This window comes from Streptomyces milbemycinicus, assembly GCF_002154605.1.
Taxonomy (GTDB): Bacteria; Actinomycetota; Actinomycetes; order Streptomycetales; family Streptomycetaceae; genus Streptomyces; species Streptomyces milbemycinicus.
The window spans coordinates 13,885-38,696 of the sequence record NZ_MUNE01000334.1 but is presented as its reverse complement, the minus strand read 5'-3'; the positions used below and the strand labels follow the sequence as shown (position 1 = coordinate 38,696).

The following is a 24,812-nucleotide window of genomic DNA, read 5'->3' as shown; positions in this document are numbered from 1 at the left end:
AGACGGGCCCCGGGGCGCATGGCGATGGCCCTGACCTCGGCGGATCTATTGGATGTTCCTGCACGACGTTATGATCTCCGTGCATTCGACATGGACCTGCCGGGCACGGTTTGACGTGGACCTGCCGCGCGCGTCCTACAGGGGGAAGCCGAATGACGACGGGCAGGCTGAGAGAGAAGTTCACCGACAACCAGGACGGGCTGGACAAGCTGCACAAGCGCGTCCAGGCGATCCAGGTGGACCCCGATTCGTTCGACGACCAGATGAGGGCGCGCAACGACCTGGCCGGCGCGATCAGCGAGGCCCGGGAGTTCTCCGCCCCGCACGGCAGCCCGGACCATATCGACGGCGTCGCGGGACGCTACCGGGAAGCGGCCGCGATCGTGGACAGGGCCCAGGGCGATCTGCGGAAGGTCGCCAAGGACGGGCTGCCCGCCGTGTGGGTGGGCACCGCCGGGGCGAAGGCGAGCGAGGTCATCAACGCCGCCTCGTACTCCGCCGACCAGATGGGCCAGAAGTTCCAGGAGGCCGTCCCCGCGCTGAGGGCCCTGGCCGAGGGCATCCGCGAGGCCCAGTCGAAGCACGACTACGGGGTCAGCGCGCTCAACGCGGCGGCGTCGATCCTGAACAACGGCGACCTCATCATGCCGGCCGACGAGCTGCGCCGGGCCAGGACGGCCATCCTCGACGGCGTCTCGTATATGAGCGACGCCGCCGGCCGCGCCAAGGCGGCCGGCAACGAGGCCCAGAAGACGCTCACCAAGCTGGCGTCCGAGGCCCGGGCCCGGAAGGTCACCGCCGACGGGCTGACCGACGCCGACCAGCTCGTTCTCGCCGACGCCGCCGCCCCCGGCGGCCCCGCCGACCTCAACGAGATCCTCACCGCCAACGAGCTCAAGCGCTCCTCCGAGTTCATGGACAAGATGAACGCGCACGACAAGGCGGAGTTCAACCGGCTGCTGTCCTCCGCCAAGTCCCCGCAGGAGCGGGCGTATCTGATGAAGGCCCTGGCAGCGGGGCACGGTCTGCAGCAGATCGACGGCTTCGCCCAGCAGATCCACGGCCGGCCCCCGCAGTGGCTGAGCGACCGCCTCACCCCCGTCGTCATCCAGAGCACCGACGCCGGCACCAACTATGTGAACTACCAGGGCGCCAAGTGGGACCAGGGTCCGGACGGAACATGTGTCGCCTCGTCGACCGTCAACGCCCGGGCGATGGTCGACCCCCTCTACGCCCTCCAGCTCACGACCGGCGGCCGCCCCGACGACCCCGCGTACGACAACCCCATCGCGTTCGCCGACCGCCTCAAGCAGGAGCAGAACCGCGTGCATGCGGAGGGCGGCGGCGATCCCCTCCCCGACGGCGGCATGGACCCCTACGGCCAGCAGCACGTCGCCGACGTCGAGGTGGGCAGCTACACCGACGCCAACTACGCCGAACGGAAGCTGGACAACAACGCGGAGCGCCAGGCGTCCCTGGCCGAGATCGAGCGGCACATCGACAACGGCGTGCCCGTCCCGGTCGACGTCAAGGGCTCCACCGGCAAACACGCGATGATGATCGTCGGGCACGAGGGCGACCGGCTCCAGGTCTACAACCCGAACGGCACCATCACCTGGATCAGCGAGGACGACTTCGTCCACAACAGGATGGGCTACACGACCAACGGCTACTTCCCGACCGCCTACTCCGTCTACCTGCCGAAGTGATTATGAGCACCATCACCCGTCGCACCTCCGCCCTGCTCCTGACCGGCCTCGCGCTCTGCGCCGCGGGCTGCCAGTCGGACGACGGCTCCCCCGCCAAGTCCGCGGGCCCCTCGTCGTCCTCGAACTCACCCTCGACCTCCCCCTCACCGTCCTCCGACCCGAAACCCACCGGCCTCGGCACGGTGCACCAGGACCGGACCTACTCCAAGGACCTGGACCGCACCGAGGGCCCGATCACCGTCAAGCGCGGCGAGCGGTTCTCGATCGCCATGCGGCAGAACATCTCCGCGCGCGCCGACTGGAGCGTGGCCAAGCCCGGCCCGTCGGCGGCGGTGCTGCGCAAGGTGGGCGAGAGCTCGTACCAGACCGCCCGGGAGAAGGAACTCATCGGCGGGGGCCACACCAAGTACTTCACCTTCGAGGCGCTGAAGGCCGGACAGACCCGGATCGTCCTCGCCAACTCCTTCGGCACGGACAAGTCCGCCGGCGGCTACTCCCCCGACCTTCCCCGCACCGTCACCTATCGGGTGACCGTGCGCTGATCCGGCGTTTCGGGACGACGCCGATGGCCCGCCAGTCCGGCCCGCCCGTCCCGGTCTCAGTCACGATGGTTAGGATTCGGCCGTATTTGACGCGGGCCCGCCGCGTCCACTTCCTCGGGGGAGGCCTTTATGGGACAGGACAAGGACCTCGGCATCCAGCACGGCGGCGCGCTCAGCCAGGCGGAGCGCCTGGGGCTCGCCGCCGACGACATCAAGGCGGCCAAGGGGCTGCTGGAGCAGGGCGACGAGGGCGGCGGGTTCCCCGGATTCGGTGGACTCCTCGAACTGCCCTCCTCCCTGATGCACTTCGGCGAGTACGGGGCCGCGCCCGCCTTCAACGATTTCTCCGACGCCTGGATCGCCGAGTGCAAGACCCTTGAGGGCGCGGTGCGCGAGCTGCAGAAGAAGATCGGGGTCAGTTCGAAGGCGTATCGCGGAACCGACCACGCCAGAGAGAGCGACTTCAGCGCTATCCACCGCTACTCGCAGAACTCCTGAGGAGCAGGGCGCACATGGCCGGGCACGATAAAACACAGCAGAAGCCGCAGGATCAGGCCAAGCGGCAGAAGCTGGACGCGCTGCATAAGCATGTGCAGTCCCTGAAGGTCGAGGACACGGGCTTCGCGGCGATCGGGTTCTGCTCGGATCTGTCCGACGCGATCGGCAAAGCACGGGACACTCCGAAGCCCGTCGGTGACTCGGACCACATCGACGGCGTCGCGGCGAGCTACACGCGGGCCGCGGAGCTCTTGGAGTCCGCGCAGGGCGACCTGGGAAAGGTGGCGAAGGCCGGGCTGCCCGCGGTGTGGGTGGGCACGGCCGGGGAGAAGGCGAGCGAGGTCGTGGGCGCCGCCTCGCGCACCACCGATGACACGGCCGAAAAGCTACGGGAGGCCGTACCGGTGCTGCGGCAGCTGGCCATCGATATCGGAGCGGCGCAGGCGACGGACGAATACGCGCGCCTCGCGCTGGACTACGGGAAGTCGCTGTGCGGCATGTTCAGCGATCGCGAACAGCTCCGGGAAGCCAAGAAGGCCACCCTCGACGGCATCACGTACCTGATCGAGGCGGACGACCGGGCCAAGGAGGGCGGGAAGAAGGCGGCGGACAAGCTCACCAAGCTGGCCGCACAGGCCCGGACCCGGAGGGTCACCGCAAGCGGCCTCACCGATGCGGACCGGCTGGTCATCGCCGACGCGGCCGATCCGGGCGGCCCCGCGGACCTCAACGAAATCCTCAGCGCCAACGAACTCAAGCGCTCGGCGCAGTTCAGGGACAAGATGAGCGCGCAGGACCAGGCCGAGTTCGACCGGCTGATCTCCCGCGCCAAGTCCCCGCAGGAGAGCGCGTATCTGATGAAGGCCCTGGCCGCCGGGTACGACATCAAGACGCTGCGGTCCTTCGGCGAGGACATCCACAGCCGGGACACGACCTGGCTGCGTGAACACCTCGCGCCGTTCCACACCAGCGGGGACACCAGGGTCGGCGTGGACTCGGCGTCCGAGTTCGATGTCCCCGGCGCCAAGGGGGCGCAGTGGACACAGGGCGACAACGGGACCTGCGTGTCCTCGTCCACCGTCGCCGCCCGCGCCCTGGTCGACCCCGTCTACACACTGCGGCTGACCACCGGCGGGCACCCCGGCGACCCGGCGTACGACAGCCCCGCCGCGTTCAAGAAGCGGCTGCTCAACGAGCAGATCCGGGTCCACGAGGAGGGCGACGGCGGTCCCCTCCCCGACGGCGGCATGGACCTGACCGGCAAGCGCGAAGTCCTCAACGACGAGCTCGCGCAGCACACCGGCGGCACCTATGAGCACCACAGAATGAACAACACGGAGAGCCGGCGGGACGCCCTACCGTTGATCGAGGAGGCGGTGGACGAGGGCAAGCCCGTACCGATCGGCGTCGAAGGGTATTCGACGGACAGCTCCGGCCAGGTGCGTACCGGGCACGCCATGTTGATCGTCGGCCATGAGGGCGACAAGCTCGAGGTCTACAACCCGTGGGGGTACACCACCTGGGTCAGCGAGGAAGACTTCATCAACAACCACATGGACAAGGCGTCCGACCACCGCCTGCCGAACGCGTATGTGTATTCCCTGCCCCGATGAGCCTTCCCGCTGAGGTGACCCCGGCCCATGACACACCAGAACATGACCGACGAGGAGCTGATCGCCCTCGACGTCCCCCTGATGATCCGCTACGGGATGATGTTCGGCGGCGCGCACCGCGCCGCGCTCTTCGGGGACGGGGCGATCGCCGCGGCGCTCGGGGCCGAGCGGCTGGAGGTGCAGCCGCGGTCGGTGGCGTACCTCGCGGAGGTGGTACGGCGCGGTGGCACCCGGATGGCCTCGGAGCTGCCGGAACCGCTGCCCGGGCCCGAGGCGGGCGCGCTGGCGCGCGAGTGGCTGGGGACGGCCGCGCCCATGGTGAAGGGCGTGGCGGAGGACGAGATCGTGGCGCGCTGGCTGGAGGCGGTGGCCGCGGTGCTGGAGCTGCGGCTGCGCACCCGTGGCGGCCTGTGACAGTTCGGTGATAAAAGGCCGGTTCTGCAACACCGACGGGCGGGCGCTCCGGCCGCTGGTTAGCATGGTCGGAGTTGTTGACGCCGATCGGACGGGGCTGAGTAGTTGCCATGAGTGAACAGCGCACGATCGGCAGGCTGCGCGCACGAGTGGATCAACTCACCCATGAGATCCTCAAGTTCGGCGCTGTCGGCGGTGCCGGTGTCCTGGTCAACCTGGGCGTTTTCAACCTGGTCAGCCATTTCACCGAGCTGCCCACGGTACGGGCCAGCATCGTGGCGACCATCGTCGCCATCGCCTTCAACTACGTGGGGTTCCGGTACTTCACCTACCGGGACCGCGACAAGCAGGGACGTACGAAGGAGCTCACCCTCTTTCTGCTGTTCAGCGCGGTCGGCCTGATCATCGAGAACGGCGTGCTCTACACCGCGACGTACGGTTTCGGCTGGGACAGCCAGCTGCAGAACAACGTGTTCAAGTTCGTCGGCATCGGCATCGCCACGCTCTTCCGGTTCTGGTCCTACCGCACCTGGGTGTTCCGTGCGCTGCCCGCCCGCGAGGCGGTGGAGACCGCCGAGTCCTTCCTGTCCGAGGCGAGCGACCAGCCGACGGCCAGGAAGTAGCCCCGGCCCATAAGGGCGTCAGGCGGTGTCGGAGTCGGCTCCCGGGCCGGCCTCGCGGCCCGGGTCGCCCTCGCGGCTCAGGAAGAGCGCGAAGACCGGCGGATGCTGCTGCAGCAGCTCCAGACGGCCGCCGTCCGCCTCCGCGAGATCGCGGGCGACGGCGAGCCCGAGCCCCGTCGAGTTGCGCCCGCTGACCGTGCGCTCGAAGACCCGCGCGCCGAGGTCGGGCGGCACACCGGGCCCCTCGTCGGACACCTCGACCACCGCCTGGTTGCCGGTGACGCGGGTGCGCAGGGCGACCGTGCCGTCACCGTGCATCAGCGAGTTCTCGATCAGCGTGGCGAGCACCTGGGCGACGGCCCCCGGGGTGCCGACCGCCCGCAGCCCCTTCTTCCCCGACCGCACGATGGCGCGGCCCTCGCTGCGCGAGGCGGGGCGCCACTCCTCGATCTGCTGCTTGACCACCTCATCCAGGTCGAAGGCCACGGCGGAGCCGGTCCGCGGGTCCCGCGAGTTGGTCAGCAGCCGCTGGACGACGTCGGTCAGCCGCTCCACCTGCGCCAGCGCGATCGTGGCCTCCTCCTTGACCGTCTCCGGGTCGTCGGTGAGCGTGATCTCCTCCAGCCGCATGGACAGCGCGGTCAGCGGCGTACGGAGCTGATGCGAGGCGTCGGCCGCCAGCCGGCGCTCGGCGGTGAGCATCCGGGCGATCCGCTCCGCGCTCGAGTCGAGCACATCGGCGACCCGGTCCAGCTCCGGTACGCCGTAGCGCCGGTGGCGGGGGCGCGGGTCCCCCGAGCCCAGGCGCTCGGCGGTCTCGGCGAGGTCGGTGAGCGGGGCGGAGAGCCGGTGTGCCTGCCGTACGGCGAGGAAGACGGCGGCGAGCACGGCGAGCAGCGCCACCGCCAGGATGATCAGCATGGTGCGGCCGATCTCCCGGCTGACCGTCGAGCGCGACGCCTCGACCCGCACCGTCTCGCCCTGCTCGCCCCGCTCCTGCGAGGAGATCACACTGCCGGTCGGACGCTTGCCGATCTCCAGAACATCGCGGTTCGGGATCTTGATCATGGCGTAGCGGCCGGGCTCGATCTGCTCGCGCAGCACCGCGGGGGTCACCCCCTCGCCGCCCAGCAGCCTGCTGTCGACGATGCTGACCAGGCGCACCGCGTCGGAGTCGACGCTCTCCTGAGCGCTGTTCTCGATGGTCCGCGTCTCCACGATGACCAGTGAGAGGCCGAAGACGGCGATGACGACGAGCACCACGGCGAGCGTGGAATTGATCAAGCGACGGCGCATGGTCCTACCGTGTCACGCTGAGATGTCTGCCGGCTTCTCTCAGCTCTTCTCAGCTTTTCTCGAACCGGAATCCGACTCCGCGCACGGTGGCGATGTACCGGGGGTTGGCCGCGTCGTCGCCGAGCTTCTTGCGGAGCCAGGAGATATGCATATCGAGCGTCTTGGTCGACGACCACCACGTGGTGTCCCACACCTCGCGCATCAGCTGGTCGCGGGTGACGACCCGCCCCGCGTCCCGGACCAGGACCCGCAGCAGATCGAATTCCTTGGCGGTCAGCTGAAGCTCCTCGTCACCCATCCAGGCGCGGTGCGACTCGACGTCGATACGCACCCCATGGGTGGCCGGCTGCTGCGCCTGTGTCTCGACGGCGCCGCGCCGCAGCAGGGCCCGCACCCGGGCCAGCAGCTCGGCGAGGCGGAACGGCTTGGTGACGTAGTCATCGGCGCCGGCGTCCAGGCCGACCACCGTGTCCACCTCGTCCGCGCGCGCGGTGAGCACCAGGACGGGGAAGCCATGGCCCTCCGTACGCAGCCGGCGGCAGACCTCCAGGCCGTCCATGCCCGGCAGGCCCAGGTCGAGGACGAGCAGATCGACGCCTCCCTGCAGACCGGCGTCGAGCGCGGTCGGTCCGTCTTCCCGCACCTCCACCTCGTACCCCTCGCGGCGCAGGGCGCGGGCGAGCGGCTCCGAGATGGATGCGTCATCCTCGGCGAGCAGTACTCGGGTCATGGGGTGATGGTAGTCCGACCAGGTTCGCGCACGGGGCGCGCACAGGACTACGGACGGAGCACAAAAGGTTGCACACGCCATGCGTGAGCTATCTCTCAATACGGTCATTGGCGAGCATGGCGTGTCGTATGGTGACAACGAGTCCGTAGCAACTTTTCGGGACCTTTGGCCGCAACCCAGCGCCGAAGGTCCTCGTCGTGTACCCCGCGGCAGCAGCCACCAGCTCTGCCGGCCCGGCACGCGGCCGCCACCCCCCACCGGGCGTGCCTTCGGGCGGTCATGCCCGGGCACGAGCACACGCAAGGAACCACCATGGCGTCCAGCCTGACGAAGGACGCGGCCGGGCAGGGAACCCCTGCCGACGGCGGCAAGACCTTCTTCGGCCACCCCCGCGGCCTGGCCACCCTCTTCATGACCGAGATGTGGGAGCGCTTCAGCTTCTACGGCATGCGGGCCCTGCTCGTGCTGTATCTGATCGCCGGAGGCCCGGACGCCAAGCACGGCAGCCAGGGCGGCGGCCTCGGACTGTCCGAGGGCAACGCGGTGGCCATCTACTCGGTGTATCTGGCCATGGTCTATCTGCTCGCCATGCCGGGCGGCTGGTTCGGCGACCGCGTCTGGGGCCCGCGCAAGACGGTCGCCATCGCGGCCGGCATCATCATGGCCGGCCACCTGGCGCTCGCCGTGCCCGGCCAGGCCACGTTCTTCGCCGGTCTGGCGCTGGTCGCCCTCGGCTCGGGCCTGCTGAAGGCCAATATCTCCACGATGGTCGGCCACCTCTACGACGGGCCGTCCGACCCGCGCCGGGACGGCGGCTTCACGATCTTCTACATGGGCATCAACCTCGGTGCCTTCGCCGCGCCCCTGGTCATCGGCACCATCGGCCAGAGCTACAGCTGGCACCTGGGCTTCGCGCTCGCCGCGCTCGGCATGGCGCTGGGCCTGGTCCAGTTCCTGATCGGCACCCGCCACCTGAGCCCGCGCAGCAGCGTGGTGCCGACCCCGCTGGCGGTCGCGGAGCGCACCGCCTGGCTGCGCAAGGGCCTGATCTGGCTGGTCGTCGCCGCGGTCTTCTACTCCGTGGTGGTGGCCACCGGCCACTGGACGCTCAACTGGGCGCTGGTGCCGATCACCATCCTCGGCCTGATCATCCCGACCGGTGTGCTGGTCCGCATCAAGCGCGACAAGGAGCTCACCCCGGTCGAGCAGAGCAAGGTCAGCGGCTACATCTGGTTCTTCGTGGCCGCGGCCGTCTTCTGGATGATCTACGACCAGGGCGGCTCGACGATGTCCGCCTTCGGCGAGACCAAGACCGCCGACACGATCTTCGGCCTGCACTTCCCGTCCTCCTGGTTCCAGTCCGTGAACCCGCTGATGGTGATGGCGCTGGCGCCGGTCTTCGCCTGGGCCTGGCTGGCCCTGGCCCGGCGCAGCCGGGAGCCGGGCACGATGGCGAAGTTCTCCCTGGCCCTGATGCTGATCGGCGCGTCGTTCTTCGTCTTCGTGGTCCCGATGGGGATGGCCTCGGACGGTACGACGGTCAGCCCGATGTGGCTGGTGTCGATCTATCTGATCCAGACCATGGGCGAGCTGTGCCTGTCGCCGGTGGGGCTCTCGGTGACCACCAAGATGGCGCCCGCGAAGTACGCGAGCCAGATGATGGGCGTGTGGTTCCTGGCCGTCACCGCGGGTGACTGCACCACGGGTCTGCTGTCCATCGCGGGGGTCGATCTGAGCGGTGTGGGGATCATCGCGCTGGAGGCGGCGGTGGCCGCGGTGGCCGGTGTCGCGATCTATCTCCAGCGCAAGAAGGTCGTACAGCTGATGGCCGACGTCCACTGAGGCCGCGTATACGCGAGTGAGGGGCCCGGCGCGGTGATCGCGCCGGGCCCCTCACGTACACGCCGTGCGTACACGCGCGTGCGTACGCGCCGTGCGTCAGCGTGTGCCGCGCAGTTTGCGCCAGGGGGTCAGGGTGAAGACGGCGGCGCCGAGCAGGGTGACCGTACCGGCCACCAGCCCGAGGGCCTTGAGGCCGCCGTGGTCACTGGCGCCGGTCTCGGCCAGCCCGCCGCTGGTGGAGGCGCCACTGGACGTGGTGCCGCCGCCGCTGGAGCCGCTGCCACTGGAACCGTTGCCACCGCTGCCGTTACCGCCCGAGGTGCCGTTGGACTGGGCCGTGGTGTCCAGCTCCAGCGAGGCCTGGGTGTCGTTGGCGGGGGTGCAGGTGGTCGTCGTACCGAGCGCATTGACCGTGAGCACCCCGGGGGTGAGCGTCGACTTGCCGCTCGCGCCGGGCTTGTAGGTGCCGGTCAGGTCCGGGATCTCGATCGGGTCGCCGGACTTGATCGGCCCCTTGTTGGTCGGTCCCGTCACCGCGACCGTGCCCTTGTCCGCGCCGCCGACCTTGACCTTCATCGACGGCTTGACCGAGTCCGCGGGGATGTCGACCGGGCTGTCCATGACGGACTTGCCGAACTTGACGGTCAGATCGAAGCTCCCGCCGTTCTTGACGGCGTCGATGCGGACCGAGGAGGTGGCGTTCTTGTCGCCGATGGGGGTCTTGCAGGCGTAGGCGACCGGGACCTCCTTGCCGGTGTACGAGTCGCCGCCGCCACCGCCACCGGTGGTGTTCCCTCCGGTGGTGTTCCCTCCGGTCGTCGTGCCGCCCGTGGTGGTACCGGTGGTGGTGCCGCCCGTCGTGTTCCCTCCGGTGGTGTTACCGCCTGTGGTGGTACCCCCGGTCGTGTTCCCTCCGGTCGTCGTGCCGCCCGTCGTGGTGGAGCCGCTGCCCGTCACCTTGATGGTGGCCGCGGCCTTGACGGTCTCCTTCGCCGAACACTTGGTGTCCGTGGACAGCGGCTTGCTGACGTTGATGTTGTACGCGCCCGGGGTCAGCGTCACCTCCCCCGCCTGTGTCAGCTTGAGCTTGCCCTTCATATCGGACAGCTTCATCGGGCTGTCCTTGGGGATCGCCGGGTTCTCCCGCGGCCCCTCCATGGCCAGTTCGCCCGTCTGCGCGCCACCCACCGTGATGGTGCCGGTCGGCAAGACGGTGTTCTCCTCGATGTCGAGGATCGGCGGGTTCTTGGAAGCGGCCTGCACGGTCTTCCAGACCACTTCGACCTCGTCGCCGACCTTCGCCGTCGCCGGGGCCTGCACATCCACTGTCGTGGTGCCCTCCACCGGAGGCAGGCCGGAGATCGGCGGCGGCAGACACTCGGTCGCGTACGAGACCTCTGCCGCCCGTGCGGTGCCCGCGCCCATCAGCACGCCCGCACCGCCGAGCAGCAGCGCAGCCGCTGCCGCGCCCACTCTTCGTTGCGTACTCACGTCGATCCTTTCGGGGTCGGTCGGTTCTCCTGGGACGGTGCGGAAAGGTGTTGCGTCTGTGTGCTTCGTGCGCTCTGTGTGCTTCGTGCGCTCTGTGCGCTCTGTGTCTGCGGCAGCGCGCCGTCCGGCAGGGTGTCCGGGGTGAACCAGGGCAGCGCGCCGCCGCCGTCCTCACCGCCGCCGCGCGCCGCGACCACCGCCGTACGTGGCCGCACCTTGTCCACGACGGCCATGCCGATGCGGAAGACCGCCGCCGGGACCACCACGCACAGCAGAATCCAGAAGAGGGTGACGCCCCACGGCCGCCCCACCGTCCACGGCTGTTCGACCAGCACCTTCCCGCCGTACTTCAGCGACACCTGATAGTCGCCGTGCGCACCCGCGGACAGTTCGACAGGGAGCTTGACCTGTGCCTTCTTCCCGGCCGCTATGGTCCCCCGCCACTGCTGCTCCTCCCAGGAGGGGGCGAACACGCCGTGGGAGGTGCCGACTTTGAAGACCGGGTCGCGGGCCGGGGTGGAACCGAGGTTGGCGATGGTGACCACCAGGCGGCGCTGCGGGGGCGCGCCGAACCAGGTGAGCAGCCCGCTCGAACCGTCGAGCCGCGCCGACAGCACTCGCAGCCGCTCGCCCCCGGTCCCCTCCTGCTTGGGCAGCGGCGCGACCGGATGCCCCGCGACCCGGAACGGCACATCGTCGTAGGCGGCTTCGCCGGTGACGGTCGCCACATGGATGACGCACGGGCAGGGCTTGGGCGGCTCGGCGACCGGCAGCTTCTTGTGGAACGCCCCCTTCGAGTCGGTGGTGACCGCTCTGCCGTCGGAGTTGGCGCAGGAGTTGGTGCCGCCGATCATGTTCTGTCCGCAGATGAGCATCATGAGCAGGGCGCGGGGCCGCCACCCCTGGCCGCTCACGGTGACCGTGCCACCCGCGCCCGCCTCCGCCTTGGACACCGTCGCGGTCGGGCCGTCGGCCGCGGCGGCCTCCGGGACCTGCGGCGGTGCGCCCAGCGCGAGCACGACGAGCGTGACCACGGCCAACAGCGCGGCGAGCGGGCGGCGTGGTTTCGCCGCTGGTGTGGGTGTGGGTGTGGGTACCGAGCGCGGGGTCGGCTGGGTCTCCGTACGGCCTGTCACGTCCTAGCTCCTGACCCCGAGCCTGCTGGTTCCCGTGCCTCCCGTGCCTCCCGCGCCGGTTCCGCGGGCGCATCGCCGTCCTCGGGGCGGTGGCGCCCGCGCCGCCACCGCAGCAGCCAGGCGCCCCCGCCCGCGACCGCGCCCAGCGCCAGGGCCGCAGCCCCGGCCAGAACACCCCAGGGCACGGCGGTGTAACCGGCGGAGCCGGCCGCCTGGGCGCCGCCCGCCGCCGTGACGGTGAGGGTGACGTCCACCGAGTCGAGGGCGGGCGCGTCCGGCCACTTCTCGGTGAGCCGGGCCCGGCGGCCCGGCGCCAGTTCGACGGGCAGGGTGCGGGCGTCCCGGCGCAGCACCTCGCCGAAGAGCCCGTCGGCGCGCACCGCCAGCCGGGGCGTCAGCACGGTGTTGCCGCGGTTGACGAGCTCGTAGTGGATGGCGGCCCCGCCACCGGCCTTGACCACCTTCACGTCCTCGACGGAGATCGCCGCCAGCGTCCGCCCGCTGACCCGCAGATGCACCGGCACCCGGATCTCCCGGCCGCCGCCGGTCACGACGATGGCGCCGGGGTGGTCGCCGGGCGGTGTCTCGGCCGGGACGGTGAGGGTGAAGGGGACATCGGCACGGGTGCGGGCCGGGACCGTGACCCGCTTGGCGGCGAGCGAGATCCACGCACCGCTGCCCCGGGCCGTCGAGGCCGCGTCAGGAGTGCTGTCGGCCGGGCGGAGTTGGACGGTACGGGGCCGCTTGCCGCGGTTGACGATCGAGAGCCGGTCCTGGAGCGCGCTGCCGGGCCCGCCCTCCAGATAGAAGTACGGCCGGTCGCCCGCGCCCGGCCCGGCCGTACCACCGGCCGCCGGCCTCGCGGACCAGTCCGGCCCGGCGGCCGTGGCGGGCGCGGTGAGCAGCGCGGCGGCGACGGCGGGCGCGGCGGCGACCGTCCATGCTGCGCGGATACGAGACGGCATCGGCGGCTCCTTGGGTGCTGGTGCTCGTGCTCGTTCGTCCAGGGCCTGAGTTGCGGTGAGTATCGGACAGCGACACGCCGTGGTGTCGGCGTGTCGCCGTCCGATACTCACCGCAAAGTCACTGGTATGGGGCCTAGGCGCGGTGCGGGCGCCTGCGGCGGGTCAGCCAGAGCGTTCCGGCCGCACCGGCGAGGACCACGGTGGCGCCGAGCGTGCCGAGGGCGACCGCGGAGTCGGCCGGTCCGGTCTGCGGGAGGCTGCCACCGGAGGAGGTCTGCGCACCGCTGGTGCCGCTGGTGCCGCTGGTGCCGGATCCGCCCGTACCGCTCCCGCCCGTACTGTCGGAGCCACCCGAACCGCCGCTGCCGCCGGAGCCGCCCGCGCCCGTGACATCCAGGGTCAGCGAGGGCCCCGGGTTGTTGCCCGGGGTGCAGGTCGTGGTGGTGCCCAGCGCCTTGATGGTGAGGGTCGAGGCGGTGAAGGTGACCTTCCCGGTCTTCTTCGGGGTGTACGTACCCGTCAGATCGGAGATCTTGATGGGGGTGTTGGCAGGGATGGCCTCGGCGTTGGGGGGCCCGGAGACCTGGAGCGTGCCGGTCTCCGCGCCGCCGAGCTTGATGAGCGCGCTCGGATTCATGGCGCCTTTGCCCAGCTCGACGGGGCTGGAGGAGACGCCCTTCTGGAAGGACATGGTGAGCTTGTACGCGCTGCCGCTCTTCACGGATTTGATGTCGATGGGCGACACGGCGCTCTTGTCACCGATCGGCGTCTTGCACTTGTAGTCGACGTCCACGGTGGTGGCCTGCGCGGCCGGGGCGGTGAGGAGCACCGCCGAACCGGCCATGGCGGCGGCGAGTGCGAGGGCTGCGCCACGGCCGACCGCGTGACGTGCTGTGTGGGACACCTCGAGATCCCCTCTCGTCAAGTGCCGCAGCCGAATGTTACTGACGACACATCAGATCGGGCGCTGACAGTACGCCGGGGACCTTGTCGAGGGAAGACAAAGTACGCGCCGGTTCGGCGCGAAGCGGGTGAGGATGCGGAAACCGGGGCCTGCGTGGGCCCGTGTCCGCCGGATTGTCAGGTGTGGACGAGGAGTGGTGACCCCAGGCGTCAGGAGGGGGCGGCCAGTTCGGCCCAGACCGTCTTGCCGGCGCCGTCCGGGTTCCGTACGACCCCCCAGTCGAGGCACAGCCGCTGCACGATAAACATGCCATGGCCCCCGGGGCGGCCCGCGCGGTGCGGGGTGCGGGGGGCGGGGGTGCCCGAGCCGAGGTCCACCACTTCGAGCCGGAGCACCTTCGGTGAGCAGCTGACGCGCAGCTCTTCGGGCCCGTCGGCGTGCAGACAGGCGTTGGTGACGAGCTCGGAGACGACGAGCAGGACATCCTCGGCGGCGGCCCGCTGATCGGCCGTCACGGCCGGCAGCCAGCCCCAGTCGCGCAGCGCCTCGCGGGTGAAGTCGCGGGCGCGCGGCACGGCGCCGCTGGCTCCGATCAGGTGGAGCCTGCGGATCTGGCGGATATGCCCGACGGGTGGGGTCACCGCTGGGGTGGCCGAAGCGGCGGGGCCGTCCGGCTCCGGGCCACGGTCGCCCGGCGGGTACGGCCGGGTGGTGCTCATCAGCGGCTTCACCTCACCGATTCACCGATTCAGGGACAAGGAATACCTGATCTTTTCAACAGTTTCAGCCTGTCTCCTGCCCGGCGAAAGCGCGAGAACACCCACTTCCCCCGAACGTCTCGTGTGACGAGGACTACGCACCGCTGACGCGCCGAAGACACACCCGGAAAACTCCGGGAACACAAGGGTCACCGCTACTCGACGAGCGCCGTGTCCAGAGAGTCATGGACCGTGAAGACGGCCTCTGCGCCTGTGATCTCGAACACGCGCGCCACGACCGGCTGCATCGCGACCAGATGGACCGCGCCGCCCTCGGCCTCGGCTTTCAGACGGGCGCCGAGGAGGACGTTGAGCCCGGTGGAATCACAGAACTCCAGCCTGGAACAGTCCACCACCAGCCGCGTATGCCCCTCCTCCACGCAGGCCTCAAGCGGTTCGCGCAACGCCTCGGCGGTGTGGTGATCCAGCTCACCCGCCGGTGTCACGACCGCGCTCGCCCCGTGGTGCCGAACCTCGACCTGCAGTCGGCCCTTGCTTGCGCTGCCGACCATCTGGCGGTCCATGTGCGCACCTCTTCTGGCGTCTCGTTGCTTTCGATTGCGCGCATCGAACATTACGCCTTCTCTACGCCCTCCGGTAGCTGAACAATCCACATACTTCGCCAAATATGGACAAGATGGACTTGCCACTTGCAGGTGATTGCGGGTAGGCGTAGAGAGACACAACCACCACGGCCGGCTTTGGAGGCGCCGCAAACCGCAGCAGCTCGTAATGGCATCGGCAGCCATATGCCGAGAATGATGGAGGAGACGTATGTCACCCCGGCTCGACGAATCGCGCACCGATTCCTCTGTGAACACATCGGCCACTCAGGACACTCGGATCACCGCCTCGTCGGCAATCACGTCGTCACAGCAGTTCACATCCGGCCCGGATGGCCCCACGGCCACCGGCCATTCTTTCGAGGACCTGCCCGAACTGGCGGACCTACCGGAGATTCCGCCGTACGAGACGGTGGGCCCGGTGGACGCGCGGGCGCTGTCCAAGACGCTCTTCGAGCGGCTCGAGATCCTCGAAGAAGGCACACACGAATACGCGTATGTGCGCAACACCCTGGTCGAACTCAACTTGGCCCTGGTCAAGTTCGCCGCCTCCCGCTTCCGCTCCCGCAGCGAGCCCATGGAGGACATCGTCCAGGTCGGGACCATCGGCCTGATCAAGGCCATCGACCGCTTCGAGCTCAGCCGGGGCGTCGAATTCCCCACCTTCGCGATGCCGACCATCGTCGGCGAGATCAAGCGCTTCTTCCGGGACACCAGTTGGTCGGTCCGGGTGCCCAGGCGGCTTCAGGAGCTCCGGCTCGACCTGGCCAAGGCCGGCGACGAACTGGCCCAGCGGCTGGACCGCGCCCCGACCGCCGGCGAGTTGGCCGAGCGGCTGGGCCTGACCACCGCGGAGGTCATCGAGGGCATGGCCGCGAGCAACGCGTACACCGCGAGCTCGCTGGACGCCCAGCCGGAGGAGGACGACACCGAGGGCGCGCTCGCGGACCGCATCGGCTATGAGGACCACGGACTTGAGGGCATCGAATATGTCGAATCCCTCAAACCCCTCATCGCGGATCTCTCGCCGCGCGATCGGAAGATTCTCTCGCTGCGTTTTGTGGCGAATATGACGCAATCGGAGATCGGTGATGAGCTGGGCATTTCCCAGATGCATGTCTCCCGGCTGCTGTCGCGCACCCTCGTTCGGCTCCGCAGAGGTCTGATGGTCGAGGAATAAGCGCTCACCGCAGACGGATAAGGGCCCGCCCCCGCTTGGGACGGGCCCTTATCCGTGCCCGTTCGGAGGCTTTGAGTACAGCGTCGTGCGGACCTTCTCCGCCGCCTTCGCGGCCGCGGCGAGCGCGGCGGCGCGGTCCTTCCAGTCACCGGACGTCACGATCACACCGCCCAGGCGGACATAGACCTGGTACGACGGGCCCAGGTCGGCCACATTCTCCTGCTCGGCGTCGGCGTCCTTCGACTGCGAGGTCTCGACGAAGGCGTCGTCGCCCAGCTCCACGTCGTCCGCGGTGTAGCGGTAGGTGTGCGGCGGGCCCGCCTCGGCGTCGACCGCCGTCCGGGGACAGCTCTTGTAGAGCGCGCGCGTGAGCTCGAGGTAGCGGTCGGCGCGCTCCCGTGTCATCGAGAGCAGCACCTCGGGCCTGATCCCGGCGCCGCCCGCGGCCGCCTTCCGGTCGTCGGGGACCAGATGCCGTACGACGCTGGGCGCGCGGAAGGCCCACAGCTCCGCGATATCGCCCTTGACCGCGGCCGGGCAGTCCGCCCACAGGCCGCCGCCTTCTGGCACCTGGGCCACCTGGTTGAAGGTGCCCCGCGCGCTCCACACCTCCCGCCCGCCGCCGGGGAGTTCGTCGCCGTCCAGCAGCGCCTTCTCCAACTGGGCCTCGGTGAACAGAAGGTCCGGGTCGGAGGATCCGTCGACCCCGGGGACGCGTGGGGCACTCGTGGGGGGCTTTGTCTCCGCGCCCGGCCGGCCCCTGCCGCTCTCGTCGGCGGTGCCGCCCCGCTCGTCCTCGGTGTCGGAGCCACAGCCCGCGGCCGGCAGCCCGGCCGCGACCAGCGCGGCGCACGCCGCGATCCCCCGCCGTATCCGCATCACTTCTGACCCCCGTTCATCCCGCCCCGCCGGTCCCGGCCTCGGCCTCGGTCCCGGTCCCTGCCCTTGTCCTGCTGGAGGCCGGCTCGCAGCCTATCTCCCGGGGCCGAGGCGCTGCTCGGCCGCCGGGTGCGCGGAAAGGCGGTCCTGGAGGTGCCGTCAGACCAGCGTGCCGCCGTGCCAGACCGCCGCGGCGAGGGGGACGCCGGGGCGGTAGGCGAGGTGGACGGGCGAGGGGGCGTCCAGCAGGGTCAGATCGGCGCGGGCGCCGGGGGCGACCCGGCCGACGTCGGTACGGCGCAGGGCCCGCGCCCCGCCCGCCGTGGCCGCCCAGACGGCCTCGTCCGGGGTCATCCCCATCTCGCGGACGGCCAGCGCCACGCAGAAGGACATGGAGCTGGTGAAGGACGAGCCCGGGTTGCAGTCGGGCGAGAGCGCCACGGTCACGCCCGCGTCCAGCAGGCGCCGCGCGTCGGGGTACCGCGAGCGGGTGGAGAACTCCGCGCCCGGCAGCAGGGTGGCGACCGTGTCGCCCTGGGCCAGGGCGTCGACGTCGGCATCGGAGAGATGCGTGCAGTGGTCGGCGGAGGCGGCGCCGAGCTCGACGGCGAGCTGGACGCCGGGGCCCTGGGTCAGCTGGTTGGCGTGCACGCGCGGGGTCAGACCGCGCTGCGCTCCGGCGGTGAGGATCGTACGGGCCTGGTCGCCGTCGAAGGCGCCCTGCTCGCAGAACACGTCGATCCAGCGGGCGTGCGGGGCGCACAGGTCCAGCATCGGGCCGGTGACCAGGTCCACATACGCGGCTGGGTCGTCGGCGAACTCGGGCGGCACGACATGCGCGCCCAGGTAGGTGACCTCGTCGGTGAAGGCGGAGGCGACCTCCAGCGAGCGGGCCTCGTCCTGGGAGGTGAGGCCGTAGCCGGACTTGATCTCCAGCGTCGTGGTGCCCTGGCGGCGCGCCTCGCGGACGTAGCGCGCCACGTTCTCCTCCAGGTCCTGGTCGGAGGCGGCGCGGGTGGCGGCGACGGTGGTGCGGATGCCGCCCGCGCTGTAGGGGCGGCCGGACATCCGGGCGTTGAACTCCGCCGTCCGATCGCCCGCGAAGACCAGGTGGGAGTGGGAGTCGACGAAGCCGGGGAGGAGCGCCCGGCCGCCCGCGTCGACCTGATTGTCAGTGGCGGGTGCTTTGCTTGACTCACCGACCCAGACGATGCGGTCGCCGTCGATGACGACGGCCGCGTTCTGGAGCAGACCGAGGGGGCCTTCGCCGAGGGAGGGGTCGTTGGTGACGAGGGTGGAGATGTCGATGATGGCTGTCGCGGTCGTCATCGCGGGGTTCTCCTTGATAGGGCCGTGCGTGGGGCGGTCGCGCTCTGGGCCGCGCGCAAGGCCGTTCGTGCCGTTCGTGCCTTGCATGCCGTTCATGGGGCCCCGGCTCAGTCCCGCAGGGCTGCGATGGACTCGGCCAGGGCCTCGGGGACGCGCGGGACGAGCTGATGAGCCCCGTCCCGTACGACATGGCGCCCGCCGACGACGGTATGCCGGACATCCGCGTTGGTCGCCGCGAATACGGCCGTCTCGGCCCCGAGCCGGGGCGGCGGTCCCGCCGTGCGGACGGAATCCAGCGCGATCGTCGTGAGGTCGGCGAGCGCACCGGGTTCGATCCGGCCCGCGTCGTCCCCCCAGCCGAGGGCGGCGTGGCCGTCGACCGTGGCGGCGCGCAGCAGCCGGGCCGCGCTCCAGTGACCCCGGGTGCGGGTGTGCAGCCGCTCGTCCATCTCCATGGCGCGCGCCTCTTCCAGGATGTCGATCACTGCGTGGCTGTCGCTGCCCAGCGAGAGCGGTGAGCCCGCCTGCTGGAGCTGGGCGGCCGGGCCGATGCCGTCGGCGAGGTCACGCTCGGTGGTCGGGCACATGCACACACCCGTGGCCGAGTGGCCCAGCAGCCGGATGTCGCCGGGGGTGAGGTGGGTGGCGTGCACGGCCGTGGTGCGCGGGCCCAGCACGCCGTGGTCGGCGAGCAGCCGGGTCGGGGTGAAGCCGTGTGCCTCGACACAGGCGTCGTTCTCGGCGGTCTGCTCGGAGAGGTGGACATGCAGGGGCGCCGCATGGTGGTCGGCCCAGCCGGAGACGGTCCCGATCTGGTCCACGGGCACCGCCCGCACCGAGTGGACGGCCGCGCCAATCCGGGTGTTGCCGTCGCCCTTGAGCGCGGACACCCGCTCCGCCCATGCCTCCGCCGAGCCGTCGGAGAAGCGCAGCTGGTGGGTGTTGGGGTCGGCGCCGAAGCCGGAGGAGAGATAGCAGGTGTCGAGGAGGGTGATTCTGATCCCGGCCTCGGCGGCTGCCGCGATCAGGGCCTCCCCCATCGCGTTGGGGTTGTCGTAGCGGGTGCCGCCGGGCGCGTGGTGAAGGTAGTGGAACTCACCGACGCAGGTGATGCCCGCCATGGTCATCTCGGCGTAGACGGCGCGGGCCAGCTCGAAGTAGCGCTCGGGGGTGAGCTTGTCCGCGACGCCGTACATCACCTCGCGCCATGTCCAGAACGTGCCGCTGCCGGCCTGGACGACGCCGCGCAGGGCGCGGTGGAAGGCGTGGCTGTGCGCGTTGGCCAGGCCCGGAAGGGTCAGGCCGTGCAGCCCGACGGCCCCGGCCGGCGGCACGGGCGTATTCGCCCGCACCTCCTTGATCCGGCCGTCGACCGCCGTCACGATGAGCACGTTCGGCTGCACGCTCTCGCCCAGCCAGGCGTGCTCCGCCCAGTAGGTCTGCGCCGTCAGCGACACGCCAGGCCCTCCAGTACGTCGGCGAGTGCCGTCACCCCTGCGAGGCAGTCATCCTCGGCCGCCGTCTCGGCGGGAGAGTGCGAGACGCCTGTGGGGTTCCTTACAAACAGCATGGCGGTCGGCACGGACGCGGACAAAATGCCCGCGTCGTGTCCCGCGCCGGTGGGCAGCACCGGGGCGCCGCTGAGCAGCCGTACCAGCTCGTCACGGAGGCCATGGGCGAACTCCACCACAGGCGTGAACGACTCCCGCGTGACCTTGACGTCCACGCCGTCCCGCAGGCCGCGCTCGACGGCCGCGCGCTCGATCTCGCCGACGACCGCCGCAAGCGTCTCCTCGTCGGGCGCCCGCGAGTCCAGCCAGCCCCGCACCAGCGAGGCGATGGCGTTTACGCCGTTCGGCTCCACGCCGACCTTGCCGAAGGTCGCCAGCGCCCCGGCGAGCCGGGCCTTCTTACGGGCGGCCAGGACCGTGTTCGCGTAGGTCAGCATCGGGTCGCGGCGGTCGTCCAGCCGGGTCGTCCCGGCGTGGTTGGCCTCGCCGTGGAAGTCGAACCGCCAGCGGCCGTGCGGCCAGATCGCTGAGGCGACGCCGACAGGGTGCACTGTCTCCGCGAGGGCGCGGCCCTGCTCGACGTGCAGCTCCACGAACGCGCCGATGCGGGCCAGCCGCTCCGGGTCGGGGCCGATCGCCTCCGGGTCGTACCCGGCCCGCTCCATGGCCTGCGCCAGGCTCACCCCGTCGCCGTCGCGCAGCGCATGCGCCTGCTCGACGCCCAGCTGCCCGGCGGACAGCCGCGAGCCGACGCAGGCCAGGCCGAAGCGGGCGCCCTCCTCGTCGCCGAAGTTGGCGATGGCGAGCGGCTTGGCGGGGCGCGCCCCGCGGGCGCGGAGCTCGTCCAGCGCGGCGAAGGACGAGACGACGCCGAGGGGGCCGTCGAAGGCGCCGCCGTCCGGCACGGAGTCCAGGTGCGAGCCCGTTACGACCGCGTCCCCGGCGGTCGGGTCGCCCAGCCACGCCCACTGGTTGCCGTTGCGGTCCTCCTCGTACGCCAGGCCGCGGGTTTCCGCCTGGGCTCGGAACCAGGCGCGGCAGTCGGCGTCGGCGGGGGTCCAGGCGTAGCGGCGGTAGCCGTTGGTTGACGCGTTACGGCCGATGGGGAGGAGGTCGCGCCACATCTCGTGGAACGTGGCCCCGGGTGCGCCTGGCGCCGCCTGAGGTTCCGTTTCGTGGGCGGGTGCGGGCCGGTGGGTGGGTTGTGCCCACCCGTTCCTCCCCCAGCTACCGCTGGGAGGTGCCCCCTCAGCGGAACGATTGCCCACAACCTGGTTGTCGTGATCGCTCACGCCGTTTCGTCCTCGCGCATGGGGATCCTTACGCCTCGTTCCGCCGCTACCTCGTCCGCTCGGTCGTAGCCCGCGTCGACGTGGCGGATTACGCCCATGCCCGGGTCGTTAGTCAGCACGCGGCGGATCTTCTCGCCCGCCAGCGGTGTGCCGTCGGCGACCGTGACCTGGCCGGCGTGGATGGAGCGGCCCATGCCGACGCCGCCGCCGTGGTGGATGGAGACCCAGGACGCGCCCGAGGCGACGTTGACCATGGCGTTGAGCAGCGGCCAGTCCGCGATCGCGTCCGAGCCGTCGAGCATCGCCTCGGTCTCGCGGTACGGGGAGGCCACCGAGCCGCAGTCCAGGTGGTCGCGGCCGATCGCGAGCGGCGCGGCGAGGGTGCCGTCGGCCACCATCTCGTTGAAGCGCTCGCCCGCCTTGTCGCGCTCGCCGTAGCCGAGCCAGCAGATCCGGGCGGGCAGGCCCTGGAAGTGGACCCGCTCCCCCGCCAGCTTGATCCAGCGGGCCAGCGACTCGTTCTCCGGGAAGAGGTCGAGGATGGCCTTGTCGGTGGCCGCGATGTCCTTGGGGTCGCCGGACAGGGCCGCCCAGCGGAAGGGGCCCTTGCCCTCGGCGAAGAGGGGGCGGATGTAGGCGGGCACAAAACCGGGGAAGGCGAAGGCGCGGTCGTATCCGGCCAGCTGGGCCTCGCCGCGGATCGAGTTGCCGTAGTCGAAGACCTCGGCGCCCGCGTCCATGAAGCCGACCATGGCCTCGACGTGGGTCGCCATGGCCTCGCGGGCCCGCTGGGTGAAGTCGGCGGGCTTCTCGGCCGCGTACGAGGCCATCTCGTCGAAGTCCACGCCCAGCGGCAGATACGACAGCGGGTCGTGGGCGCTGGTCTGGTCGGTGACGATGTCGATGGGGGCGTTCATCGCGAGCAGCTGGGGGACCAGCTCGGCCGCGTTGCCCAGGACGCCGATGGACAGCGGCCGCCTGGCGTCGCGCGCCTCGACCGCAAGCTGGAGGGCGTGGTCCAGGCTGTCGGCCCGTACGTCCAGGTAGCGGTGGTCGATACGGCGCTCGATGGCGCGCGGGTCGCAGTCGATGCAGATGGCGACGCCGTCGTTCATGGTGACCGCGAGCGGCTGGGCGCCGCCCATGCCGCCGAGCCCGGCGGTGAGGGTGATGGTCCCGGCCAGGGTGCCGTTGACCCCTCTACCCATTGAATGCAGCTTCGCGGCGACCGCGGCGAACGTCTCGTACGTCCCCTGGAGGATTCCCTGGGTGCCGATGTAGATCCACGAGCCCGCGGTCATCTGGCCGTACATGGTCAGGCCCAGCGCCTCCAGGCGGCGGAACTCCTCCCAGTTGGCCCAGTCGCCGACCAGGTTGGAGTTGGCGATCAGCACGCGCGGCGCCCATTCGTGGGTCTGCATCACGCCGACCGGCCGGCCCGACTGGACCAGCATCGTCTCGTCCTGCTTGAGCGTGGTCAGCGTGCGGACCATGGCGTCGAACGAGCGCCAGTCGCGGGCTGCCTTGCCCGTGCCGCCGTAGACCACGAGTTTGTCCGGGTGCTCGGCGACCTCCGGGTCGAGGTTGTTCTGCAGCATCCGGAGGGCGGCTTCCTGCTGCCATCCCCGGGCGCTGAGCTCGGTGCCGCGCGGTGCGCGTACGGGTCGCGGTCCTGACATGGGCCGTGCCTCCCTGCCGTCGACTGGATCGAGATATTCACATCTTCACCTTGATGAATAGAGCTAGTCAATACCGCCTCGCGGAGTGTTCTGGGGGACGGGCTTGCGGTTGACGTATACGTCAGGTCTTACCGTCTCGGCGTTCCGCTCCACCGCTACTCCCACTCCCCACCACACCGAGGAGCGCTCCATGCCGCTGTCCGTGCCCGCCACCCACCGCCAGGTGCTGCTGGCCGCCCGGCCCCAGGACAAGCTCACCACCGACCACTTCGAGGTCACCACCGCCCCGGTAACCGAGCCCGGCCCCGGGCAGGTGCTCGTGCGCAACCAGCTCATGAATGTCGCCGCCGTGATGCGCCCCCTGACCATCGCCGACCCCGACCGCTTCGCCCTGGCCCAGCTGCTGCAGCAGCCCGGCGACCCCATGCACGGCCCCGCCATCGGCGAGGTGGTCGCGGCCGCGCCCGGCACCGACCTCGTCCCCGGCGAACTGGTCCGGCACCGGCTGGGCTGGCGCGAGTACGCGGTCGTGGACGCCGCCGAGGCGCAGCGGCTGAGCCCGGGGACGCTCCCTGACCCCGCCGCGTATCTGTCGCAGGGCTTCGCCGCCTGGCTGGGGGTGGTGCGCGGGGCCGAGGTACGGGCCGGGGACACCGTGTTCGTCACCGGCGCGGCCGGCGGGGTCGGCACCCTGGCCGGGCAGTTCGCCCGGCTGCACGGCGCCGCCCGGGTCATCGGCTCCACCGGCTCCCCGCGCAAGGCCGAATACCTGGTCAAGGAGCTCGGCTACGACGCGGCCGTCATCCGGGGCGCCGGACCCATCGAGGACCAGCTGCGCGAGGCGGCCCCGGACGGCATCGACGCGGTCTTCGACAACGTCGGCGGCGAACAACTGCTGGCCGCGCTGGCCGTGGCCCGCCGGGGCGCCCGCTTCGCCCTCGTCGGCGCGCTGTCCGCGCAGCTGACCGGCGACGCCATGGCCACCGTCCCGATCAGCGCCTTCGACCTCATCGCGCGAGGGATCACGCTGCGCGGCACCGCGGCCTACGACTACCTGGACGCGTATCCGCAGTACGAGCGCGAATTCGGCCGCGCGCTGAGCGAGGGCACGATGACCTATCCGCACACCCGGCTGCGGGGCGTCGAGCAGGCGCCGCGCGCACTGTGCGAACTGGTCGAGGGTCGCCATGTGGGCGCGGTACTGGTGGAGTTGTAGGCGGCTCGGCGCGACAATGGCCTTCCCAGCGGAAAGGAACAGAAGGAACGGGGGACCCATGCGGATCGGGGACGCGGCCGCTGCCGCCGGGCTGACACCGCGGGCGCTGCGCTACTACGAAGAGCGCGGACTGCTCACCGCGCGCCGCACGTCCTCCGGCCACCGCGACTACACGGCCGAGGACGTACGACATCTGCGCGCCGTGCGCGAGTTGCTGACCGCGGGCCTGACCATCGAGGACGTACGGGCCCTCGTGGCGGCCATCGGAGCGCTCCCCGCGAACCGCCGCGACCGCCCCACCCGCGGAGAGCCCCGGACGGACGGGTCCCGGGCCGACGGGTCCCGCGCCGACGGGGAGCCGGGCCTGTGCACCCTCCCCAACATGATCGTCCGCCGCCGGCTGGCGTATCTCGACGAGCGCATCGAGCGGCTGACGGAGCTGCGCGACGGGCTCGCGCACCGGGTCGGCGGCCCGCTGCGCGACCTCGGCCGCGACCTGGACCCCGCACGAACCCCTGCGGCGGGCTAGGGCCTGTCGTCAAAGGGGGCGCCCCGCACGCGACGCCGGGGCCGATGGCGGCGCGGCGGTCGGCGTCCACACCCGCGCGGACGGGTAAACCGTCTGGCCCACCACGCGGGACA

General features: G+C 70.8%; 23 protein-coding genes. 10 read left to right on the top strand and 13 right to left on the bottom strand.

Annotated features, from left to right (window positions below):
* The first annotated feature begins 152 nt into the window (after positions 1-152).
* The 6 genes from CCN51_RS55110 to CCN51_RS26245 all read left to right on the top strand — a co-directional run bounded on the left by CCN51_RS55110 (position 153) and on the right by CCN51_RS26245 (position 5,399).
* Positions 153-1,709: a cysteine peptidase family C39 domain-containing protein gene (locus CCN51_RS55110; protein ID WP_014177105.1), complete on the top strand. Its 1,557-nt coding sequence runs from the start codon at positions 153-155 to the stop codon at positions 1,707-1,709.
* A gap of 2 nt (positions 1,710-1,711) precedes the next feature.
* Positions 1,712-2,251: a protease inhibitor I42 family protein gene (locus tag CCN51_RS55105; RefSeq protein WP_014177106.1), complete on the top strand. Its 540-nt coding sequence runs from the start codon at positions 1,712-1,714 to the stop codon at positions 2,249-2,251.
* Between the two features lie 129 nt (positions 2,252-2,380).
* Positions 2,381-2,749 (top strand): hypothetical protein, encoded by a 369-nt coding sequence (locus CCN51_RS26260; protein ID WP_014177107.1) that lies wholly within the window; start codon positions 2,381-2,383, stop codon positions 2,747-2,749.
* A 14-nt stretch (positions 2,750-2,763) separates the two neighbouring features.
* Positions 2,764-4,362: a hypothetical protein gene (locus CCN51_RS26255; RefSeq protein ID WP_014177108.1), complete on the top strand. Its 1,599-nt coding sequence runs from the start codon at positions 2,764-2,766 to the stop codon at positions 4,360-4,362.
* A 27-nt stretch (positions 4,363-4,389) separates the two neighbouring features.
* Positions 4,390-4,776: a hypothetical protein gene (locus CCN51_RS26250; RefSeq protein ID WP_014177109.1), complete on the top strand. Its 387-nt coding sequence runs from the start codon at positions 4,390-4,392 to the stop codon at positions 4,774-4,776.
* Positions 4,777-4,886: 110 nt separating this feature from the next.
* Positions 4,887-5,399 (top strand): GtrA family protein, encoded by a 513-nt coding sequence (locus CCN51_RS26245; RefSeq protein WP_014177110.1) that lies wholly within the window; start codon positions 4,887-4,889, stop codon positions 5,397-5,399.
* Positions 5,400-5,417: 18 nt separating this feature from the next.
* Here the strand turns inward: CCN51_RS26245 and CCN51_RS26240 are convergent, their stop codons facing one another.
* Together CCN51_RS26240 and CCN51_RS26235 are read right to left on the bottom strand one after the other, a co-directional pair.
* Positions 5,418-6,695: an ATP-binding protein gene (locus CCN51_RS26240; protein WP_055413952.1), complete on the bottom strand. Its 1,278-nt coding sequence runs from the start codon at positions 6,693-6,695 to the stop codon at positions 5,418-5,420.
* 49 nt (positions 6,696-6,744) lie between these two features.
* A complete protein-coding gene (locus tag CCN51_RS26235) occupies positions 6,745-7,425 on the bottom strand; it encodes a response regulator transcription factor (RefSeq protein ID WP_014177112.1) in 681 nt (226 codons plus the stop codon).
* 312 nt (positions 7,426-7,737) lie between these two features.
* Between CCN51_RS26235 and CCN51_RS26230 the strand changes: the two genes are divergently transcribed.
* The gene (locus CCN51_RS26230; RefSeq protein ID WP_014177113.1) at positions 7,738-9,267 is read left to right on the top strand and encodes a peptide MFS transporter; all 1,530 of its coding nucleotides are present in this window, start codon (positions 7,738-7,740) and stop codon (positions 9,265-9,267) included.
* A 96-nt stretch (positions 9,268-9,363) separates the two neighbouring features.
* Here CCN51_RS26230 and CCN51_RS26225 read toward each other — a convergent pair whose 3' ends face one another.
* The 6 genes from CCN51_RS26225 to CCN51_RS26200 form a co-directional block, all read right to left on the bottom strand.
* Positions 9,364-10,740, bottom strand: coding sequence for a hypothetical protein (locus tag CCN51_RS26225; protein ID WP_014177114.1), 1,377 nt, complete (start codon positions 10,738-10,740; stop codon positions 9,364-9,366).
* A 14-nt stretch (positions 10,741-10,754) separates the two neighbouring features.
* Positions 10,755-11,894 carry a hypothetical protein gene (locus CCN51_RS26220; RefSeq protein ID WP_014177115.1) on the bottom strand — a complete coding sequence of 380 codons (1,140 nt, stop codon included), beginning with the start codon at positions 11,892-11,894 and terminating at the stop codon, positions 10,755-10,757.
* Entirely contained in the window at positions 11,891-12,859 is a 969-nt protein-coding gene (locus CCN51_RS26215) for a COG1470 family protein (protein WP_086860146.1), read from the bottom strand. Before CCN51_RS26215 ends, CCN51_RS26220 begins: the two co-directional genes overlap by 4 nt.
* 133 nt (positions 12,860-12,992) lie before the next feature.
* The gene (locus tag CCN51_RS26210; protein WP_086013743.1) at positions 12,993-13,703 is read right to left on the bottom strand and encodes an LPXTG cell wall anchor domain-containing protein; all 711 of its coding nucleotides are present in this window, start codon (positions 13,701-13,703) and stop codon (positions 12,993-12,995) included.
* A gap of 269 nt (positions 13,704-13,972) precedes the next feature.
* On the bottom strand, positions 13,973-14,482 hold the full coding sequence (locus tag CCN51_RS26205) for an ATP-binding protein (protein WP_014177118.1): 510 nt from the start codon (positions 14,480-14,482) through the stop codon (positions 13,973-13,975).
* Positions 14,483-14,676: 194 nt separating this feature from the next.
* Positions 14,677-15,045, bottom strand: coding sequence for an STAS domain-containing protein (locus CCN51_RS26200; RefSeq protein WP_014177119.1), 369 nt, complete (start codon positions 15,043-15,045; stop codon positions 14,677-14,679).
* Positions 15,046-15,295: 250 nt separating this feature from the next.
* Between CCN51_RS26200 and CCN51_RS26195 the strand changes: the two genes are divergently transcribed.
* The gene (locus CCN51_RS26195; RefSeq protein ID WP_014177120.1) at positions 15,296-16,264 is read left to right on the top strand and encodes an RNA polymerase sigma factor SigF; all 969 of its coding nucleotides are present in this window, start codon (positions 15,296-15,298) and stop codon (positions 16,262-16,264) included.
* Between the two features lie 48 nt (positions 16,265-16,312).
* On the opposite strand, the gene CCN51_RS26190 is transcribed toward CCN51_RS26195, so the two are convergent.
* The 5 genes from CCN51_RS26190 to hutU all read right to left on the bottom strand — a co-directional run bounded on the left by CCN51_RS26190 (position 16,313) and on the right by hutU (position 22,954).
* Positions 16,313-17,143: a hypothetical protein gene (locus CCN51_RS26190; protein WP_043487016.1), complete on the bottom strand. Its 831-nt coding sequence runs from the start codon at positions 17,141-17,143 to the stop codon at positions 16,313-16,315.
* A 159-nt stretch (positions 17,144-17,302) separates the two neighbouring features.
* Positions 17,303-18,472 (bottom strand): imidazolonepropionase, encoded by a 1,170-nt coding sequence (gene hutI, locus CCN51_RS26185; protein WP_014177122.1) that lies wholly within the window; start codon positions 18,470-18,472, stop codon positions 17,303-17,305.
* 107 nt (positions 18,473-18,579) lie between these two features.
* Positions 18,580-19,923, bottom strand: a complete 1,344-nt coding sequence (locus tag CCN51_RS26180; protein WP_086013744.1) for a formimidoylglutamate deiminase — start codon at positions 19,921-19,923, stop codon at positions 18,580-18,582.
* On the bottom strand, positions 19,920-21,107 hold the full coding sequence (locus CCN51_RS26175; RefSeq protein ID WP_014177124.1) for an allantoate amidohydrolase: 1,188 nt from the start codon (positions 21,105-21,107) through the stop codon (positions 19,920-19,922). Before CCN51_RS26175 ends, CCN51_RS26180 begins: the two co-directional genes overlap by 4 nt.
* A 164-nt stretch (positions 21,108-21,271) precedes the next feature.
* A complete protein-coding gene (gene hutU / locus CCN51_RS26170; protein ID WP_014177125.1) occupies positions 21,272-22,954 on the bottom strand; it encodes a urocanate hydratase in 1,683 nt (560 codons plus the stop codon).
* Positions 22,955-23,144: 190 nt separating this feature from the next.
* Here hutU and CCN51_RS26165 point away from each other — a divergent pair, with 190 nt between their 5' ends.
* Positions 23,145-24,170 carry an MDR family NADP-dependent oxidoreductase gene (locus CCN51_RS26165; RefSeq protein ID WP_014177126.1) on the top strand — a complete coding sequence of 342 codons (1,026 nt, stop codon included), beginning with the start codon at positions 23,145-23,147 and terminating at the stop codon, positions 24,168-24,170.
* A gap of 58 nt (positions 24,171-24,228) precedes the next feature.
* Positions 24,229-24,699 (top strand): MerR family transcriptional regulator, encoded by a 471-nt coding sequence (locus tag CCN51_RS26160; RefSeq protein WP_014177127.1) that lies wholly within the window; start codon positions 24,229-24,231, stop codon positions 24,697-24,699.
* The last annotated feature ends 113 nt before the right edge of the window (positions 24,700-24,812 follow it).